The organism is Anoxybacillus sp. UARK-01 (assembly GCF_002075365.1).
GTDB classification, from domain to species: Bacteria; Bacillota; Bacilli; order Bacillales; family Anoxybacillaceae; genus Anoxybacteroides; species Anoxybacteroides rupiense.
The window spans coordinates 1-4,156 of the sequence record NZ_NASY01000019.1 but is presented as its reverse complement, the minus strand read 5'-3'; the positions used below and the strand labels follow the sequence as shown (position 1 = coordinate 4,156).

Genomic DNA, 4,156 nt, shown 5'->3' with positions numbered 1-4,156 from the left:
CAGTTGAAGATCGAACAATGGCCGGATGGAACGACGATCGAGTATACGTACGATGGATTCGGGAACCGGACGAAAATCGTGAAAACGAAAGAGGGATCATCGACGACGACGGCCGATTATAATGCGGCGAATCAGTTGGTTCGTTTCGGCGATGAAACGATCATGTATGACGCGAACGGCAACCGATTAGAAGACGGCCAGTATCGATATGAATGGAACGAAGCCGATCAATTGGTTTCCGTTACAAGAAAAGGCGAAAGCGCGCCGTTTGTGACGTACCAATATGATGAAGATGGCCGCCGCATTCAAAAGAACGTGAATGGCGTCGTGACGAACTACCACTACCAAGGCGACAGCCTCAACGTCTTATATGAAACCGACGCGAGCGGAAATGTGGTACAATCGTATGTATACGGAGAAAACGGCCAGCTGTTGGCGATGAAAAAAGGCGGGGCGACGTATTTCTACCACTACAACGCCCATGGCGATGTCATCGCGTTAACGGATGCGCAAGGAAACGTGGTCGCTCGTTACGAGTACGACACATGGGGCCAACTTCTTTCAAAATCCGGTGAGATGGCAGACGAAAACCCATATCGCTATGCGGGATACCAATATGATGAAGAGACGGGATTGTACTACCTCATGGCCCGTTACTACCACCCAACCCATGGCGTGTTCTTGTCCATGGACCCTGATCCAGGAGATTCGGATGATATTTTGACGCAGAACGGCTACACATACGCGAATAACAACCCGGTGATGCTGGTGGATCCGGATGGGCATTTTGTGTGGATGGCGATTAATGCGGGATTTGCGGCGTATGATGGGTATAAGGCATATAAATCGGGAAAAGGATGGAAAGGTGTCGCGGTCGCGGCGGCGTTTGGTTTTGTTGGTGGAGGGCGAATTAAAGCTGCTAAGCAAGCGTCACATAGTGTTTATTTATTGACTAAGAATAGCAAGGTTGTGTATGTAGGAAGAACTAAAAATGTTGTTAGCCGGAGAAGTGCCCATAAACTAGGGAAACATCGAGATGCAACGTTTAGTGTTGTAAAATCGAATCTGACTTATGCAGAAGCTAGAGGATTAGAACATAGATTATATCTAAAATATGGTGGGAAAAAGAAATTGAGAAATGTTATTAGGCCAATAAGCCGTAAGAATAAAAAGTATAAATATTACATGAGTGTATCTAGAAATGCGTACAGATCATTAAAGTAGTTGGGGGGATTAAAATGAAGGAAAAAAAACTGAAGTTACATGAGTTACTTACTTCTAATCTTAACGAAATTAACGATGTTACATTAAAAGAAATTGAGAATAGAATAATGGAGGCTATCAATTTTGACAATAGAAAAATACGTGATCTAACAATAACAGAAGTAAAAATAAAGTTTAAAAAAAACAGGAGCAAATATTTTAAAGAAATCAATCAAGGAGATATTTTTGAAATTTATTTGCGGGACATTAGTAAATATGTGTACGGTATTGTTGTATCGGGGGAAATAAACAAAAATAAGGATGAAGAGATTTTAATTGGTTATTTGAACAAATTCTCTCCCACAGCGCTTCTAATAGATGAAATTTTTCAGTTAGTCAAGCAAAGGAAATTTTTATTCATTGCAAATACAGGAATTAGCGGTATTAGGGAACGTAGGTGGAGATTTGTTACTAATTACTCCGATAAAGTATTTAGTGATGAAGAGCTAAGAAAGATACCATATAAAGTCTATTTTTTGGATAAGTATCGTAAGAGCGTCGGGGATAGTGTAAAAGAAATCGCGGAATGTGAAGTGATTTCGAAAGAGGAAGCCGATCAGATTCCTAATCCTCTTGGAATCGCTGGTGAGAAAGCGATTGAAAATTTATTAATTCAAAAATTCCAAGATACTATTTGAACGAGGAAGCAATCTTTTTGCTAAACTCGATGATCCAATTGCAAGGACAGCTTCCAAATATTTCTTAGTGAGAGGTTATCCGAGAATTTCGAGGATAACCTCTTTTTGTTATATCAAAATACGACGAAGACGGCCGCCGCATTCAAAAGACCGTGAATGGCGTCGTGACGAACTACCACTACCAAGGCGACAGCTTAAATATTCTGTACGAAACCGATGCAAGTGGAAATGTGGTACAATCGTATGTATACGGAGAAAACGGCCAGCTGTTGGCGATGAAAAAGGGCGGGGCGACGTACTTCTACCACTACAACGCCCATGGCGATGTCATCGCGTTAACGGATGCGCAAGGAAATGTGGTGGCCCGTTACGAGTACGACACATGGGGCCAACTTCTTTCAAAATCCGGTGAGATGGCAGACGAAAACCCATATCATTATGCCGGATACCAATATGACGAAGAAACGGGACTCTACTACTTAATCGCCCGGTACTATCACCCGACCCATGGCGTGTTCTTATCTATGGACCCTGATCCAGGAGATTCGGACGATATCTTGACGCAGAACGGCTACACATATGCGAACAACAACCCGGTGATGATGGTCGATCCGGATGGGCATTTTGTGTGGATGGCGATTAATGCGGGATTTGCGGCGTATGATGGGTATAAGGCGTATAAATCGGGAAAAGGATGGAAAGGTGTCGCGGTCGCGGCGGCGTTTGGTTTTGTTGGTGGAGGAAGATTAAAGGCAGCTAGGTCAGCTGGATTAGCTGCTGAGAAATATCTTGCTAGAAGGTTAGGAGCTAAACCAGCGCATCTTCAAAGAATATTTAATATTGGCAAAACAAAAAGACGAGCAGATATTGTAAAAAATGATACATTACATGAAGTTAAAGTAGGAAGAGTCTCAGCTTCTATTTTCACAAGGGCACAGGTTGCAAAAGATGCGTGGTTATTAAAAAATAGGAAAGTGAAAAGGGTGCACTGGAATTTCTATGTAAGTTCAAGAACTGGTAAAGTAGGTCCAAGTAGAAATCTTAGAAAGCTTTTAAAGAAGCATGGTATATCATATAGCATACACCGTGAAAGTTTTTAACCAGTAAGGAGTGATTTTATGTCTAATAAAGATAAGATGATTAGTGCTTTAAAGAAAATAGTAGTCCCAGAGTTAAAAAGCAGGGGATTCAAGGGCAGCTTTCCTCATTTTAGGAAACAAGGGGGGCAGCTGGGGTATCTATTATCGTTTCAATTTGATAAATGGGGGGGAGGATTTTTAATAGAGATTGGGGTAGCGAAAGTTAATGAAGAAGGAAATGTAAAGATTGATAATCTCATCCGTCCATTTCAAAAGTTAAATGCTTTTCACTTAAACAATCGCTTCAGAATCTTGGAACATAAAAATGGGAATAAGGATTGGTTTAGATTCGATAACGAAACACAAAACTTAGAAGAAGCAGAGTTTATCGAAATAGCTAAGAATGTCTTACCCTATTTAGATGTTGCAGATGATTGGTTTGAAAAGATAAAACAAAAGCAAACTGTACGATAGAACAAATTTGACGACACGCTTATTTTATATTATAGCGTTGTCGTCTTTTTAGTTAGACCATTGATAATAAAAAGGAAAATAAGACTAGTGTAACCGACGAGAAAAATTGAACAGTTTTCGCTAAATAAGAGTGAACACTTTTCTGGAAATTCCAGCGTAATCCCTATCACTTGACATGGAGCCTCTGCGTACAAGATATTTCGCTAAAAAGCGAGCAACAACAAGAATCAGCCGCATGAAACGAGGCTATCATGTACGCCACTCCATGTAAAGTGCACGCTTCTAACTGGTAAAAAGTTGAAGACCGAACAGCGGCCGGATGGAACGACGATCGAGTATACGTACGATGGATTCGGGAACCGGACGAAAATCGTGAAAACGAAAGACGGATCATCGACGACGACCAATGCCGATTATAATGCGGCGAATCAATTGGTTCGTTTCGGTGATGAAATGATCACGTATGACGCGAACGGCAACCGATTAGAAGACGGCCAGTATCGATATGAATGGAACGAAGCCGATCAATTGGTTTCCGTTACAAGAAAAGGCGAAAGCGCGCCGTTTGTGACGTACCAATATGACGAAGACGGTCGCCGCATTCAAAAGAACGTGAATGGCGTCGTGACGAACTACCACTACCAAGGCGACAGCCTCAACGTCTTATATGAAACCGACGCGAGCGGAAATGTGGTACAATCG

Annotated in this window: 3 protein-coding genes and 2 pseudogenes; all 5 read left to right on the top strand. The window is 41.7% G+C overall.

The window, feature by feature from the left end; translation table 11 throughout:
* Nucleotides 1-1,224 (top strand): RHS repeat domain-containing protein (locus tag B6A27_RS02200; protein ID WP_236631767.1); only part of this gene is annotated, 1,224 nt, incomplete at its 5' end.
* Nucleotides 1,225-1,238: 14 nt separating this feature from the next.
* Nucleotides 1,239-1,901, top strand: a complete 663-nt coding sequence (locus B6A27_RS02195) for an Imm26 family immunity protein (protein WP_066148744.1) — start codon at nt 1,239-1,241, stop codon at nt 1,899-1,901.
* 104 nt (nt 1,902-2,005) lie between these two features.
* Nucleotides 2,006-3,001 (top strand): annotated as a pseudogene (locus B6A27_RS18985) (RHS repeat domain-containing protein); the annotation flags it as partial.
* An 18-nt stretch (nt 3,002-3,019) separates the two neighbouring features.
* A complete protein-coding gene (locus tag B6A27_RS02185) occupies nt 3,020-3,454 on the top strand; it encodes a DUF4304 domain-containing protein (protein ID WP_080859923.1) in 435 nt (144 codons plus the stop codon).
* Nucleotides 3,455-3,748: 294 nt separating this feature from the next.
* Nucleotides 3,749-4,156 (top strand): annotated as a pseudogene (locus B6A27_RS02180) (hypothetical protein); the annotation flags it as partial.